The following is a 2500-nucleotide window of genomic DNA, read 5'->3' as shown; positions in this document are numbered from 1 at the left end:
AATCCAATAAGGAGGAACAATTTACGAGATCCGTCACACACCACCAGGCCCACGAATATTAACGTGGTTCCCATCGACTACCCCCTTCGGGCTCGTCTTAGGGGCCGGCTCACCCTACGCTGATTAGCATTGCGTAGGAACCCTTGGTCTTTCGGCGACAGGGTATCTCACCCTGTTAGTCGCTACTCATGTCAGCATTCGCACTTCCGATACGTCCAGCGTCGGTTACCCTTCGCCTTCACTCGCTTACGGAACGCTCCGCTACCGCTGCAGTAAACTGCAACCCTAAGCTTCGGTGCATATCTTTAGCCCCGTTACATCTTCGCCGCAGGAACCCTTATTTAGACCAGTGAGCTGTTACGCTTTCTTTAAAGGATGGCTGCTTCTAAGCCAACCTCCTGGTTGTTTTGGGATTCCCACATGCTTTCCCACTTAGATATGACTTGGGGACCTTAGCTGTAGGTTAGGGCTGTTTCCCTTTTGACGACGGACCTTAGCACCCGCCGTCTGTCTGCCAGACAAGACTCGATGGTATTCGGAGTTTGGTTAGGTTTGGTACCGCTCGCGCAGCCCTAGCCCATCCAGTGCTCTACCCCCATCGGCATACATCTGACGCTCTACCTCAATAGATTTCGCGGAGAACCAGCTATTTCCCGGCTTGATTGGCCTTTCACCCCTAAACACAAGTCATCCGATAATTTTTCAACATTAAACGGTTCGGTCCTCCAGTGCGTGTTACCGCACCTTCAACCTGCTCATGCCTAGATCGCCGGGTTTCGGGTCTAATCCAACATACTCAGTCGCCCTATTCAGACTCGCTTTCGCTTCGCCTACACCTAACGGCTTAAGCTCGCATGCTAGATTAAGTCACTGACCCATTATGCAAGAGGTACGCTGTCACCCCCTATGGGGCTCCAACTGCTTGTAAGCATTCGGTTTCAGGTACTGTTTCACTCCCCTAATCGGGGTGCTTTTCACCTTTCCCTCACGGTACTGTGTTCGCTATCGGTCATGTACGAGTATTTAGGCTTGGAGGGTGGTCCCCCCATGTTCAGACAGGATTTCACGTGTCCCGCCCTACTCTAGTCCTTCATCATCACTTTCGCATACGGGACTGTCACCCGCTATGGTCACACTTTCCAGAGTGTTCTGCTAGTTGAAATGAAGGCACTGGCCTGGTCCCGGTTCGCTCGCCACTACTACGGGAATCTCTGTTGATGTCTTTTCCTCCGGGTACTGAGATGTTTCAGTTCCCCGGGTTCGCTTCACCAAGCCTATATATTCAGCTCGGTGATACCTTATCCACCTCGCCCGGCTGGCCCGAAAGCCAACTGGAAGAAATGGTGAAGGTGGGTTCCCCCATTCGGAAATCGCCGGATCAAAGTTTGCTCACAACTCCCCGACGCTTATCGCAGCGTGCCACGTCCTTCTTCGCCTGTACATGCCAAGGCATCCACCAAATGCTCTTACCTCACGCTTGAGAATCCACACTATCAACGACAGGCCTGCATAGAGCCTGGCGTCTTGCGATAGTGAGGAGAATTATCTCAGCCAGATAATCAATTTGATTAATGTGATGATATTCGCCGCCCGGCCACAAACCCAAAGGTCTGCACCAGCACGACGATACCGCCACGGCATCGATTTAAAAACCCATTCACAATGTCAAAGAGCGGCGACGCTGACTAATCAGCACGATCGCCTGACCCGCCGAAGCGGGATCTGGTTTCGTTTCATCTATCGGATATGTCGAGCGCGCAGGCATCAAGCCGCGCCGCGTCGTGTGTACCTGGTGGAGCCTATCGGGATCGAACCGATGACCCCCTGCTTGCAAAGCAGGTGCTCTCCCAGCTGAGCTAAGGCCCCTTACAGGTAATGGTGGGCCTGAGTGGATTCGAACCACTGACCTCACCCTTATCAGGGGTGCGCTCTAACCAACTGAGCTACAGGCCCACACCACCGCATCCGGCCGCCATTCCCGAAGGAACAGGCTGCCGCGTGGGCGTGAGCCGGCTCAGGCACACAGCTTACAGGCACAGAAGTGCTGCAAGCTGTATCCGATTGATGAAAGGACATGAGGACGACGGCAATGTTCTTTGGAAGCCACGAAGCTCTTCCGGGGGCTAGCCCCAGCGCTTTCGTGAATATCCTTAGAAAGGAGGTGATCCAGCCGCAGGTTCCCCTACGGCTACCTTGTTACGACTTCACCCCAGTCGCTGAACCCACCGTGGTCAGCTGCCTCCTTGCGGTTAGCGCACTGCCTTCGGGTGAATCCAACTCCCATGGTGTGACGGGCGGTGTGTACAAGGCCTGGGAACGTATTCACCGCGGCATGCTGATCCGCGATTACTAGCGATTCCGCCTTCATGCCCTCGAGTTGCAGAGGACAATCCGAACTGAGACATCTTTTGGAGATTAGCGCATCCTTGCGGAATAGCTGCCCACTGTAGATGCCATTGTAGCACGTGTGTAGCCCAGCCTGTAAGGGCCATGAGGACTT

General features: G+C 54.0%; 2 tRNA genes and 2 rRNA genes (2 of these 4 only partly in view). All 4 read right to left on the bottom strand.

Annotated features, from left to right (window positions below):
• Positions 1-1480 (bottom strand): 23S ribosomal RNA (locus tag ACLBKT_RS00820) (it extends 1309 nt beyond the left edge of the window).
• A 310-nt stretch (positions 1481-1790) separates the two neighbouring features.
• Positions 1791-1866: transfer RNA gene (locus ACLBKT_RS00815), tRNA-Ala, on the bottom strand.
• A gap of 10 nt (positions 1867-1876) precedes the next feature.
• Positions 1877-1953: transfer RNA gene (locus tag ACLBKT_RS00810), tRNA-Ile, on the bottom strand.
• Between the two features lie 201 nt (positions 1954-2154).
• Positions 2155-2500 (bottom strand): 16S ribosomal RNA (locus ACLBKT_RS00805) (it continues 1139 nt past the right edge of the window).
• The 16S and 23S rRNA genes sit together here with 2 tRNA genes alongside, the layout of an rRNA operon.

The sequence above is a fragment of the Erythrobacter sp. W302b genome (genome assembly GCF_046452395.1).
Lineage (GTDB): Bacteria > Pseudomonadota > Alphaproteobacteria > Sphingomonadales > Sphingomonadaceae > Erythrobacter.
Note: the sequence above shows the minus strand (reverse complement) of the source record. Positions and strands in the feature narration are given on the sequence as shown.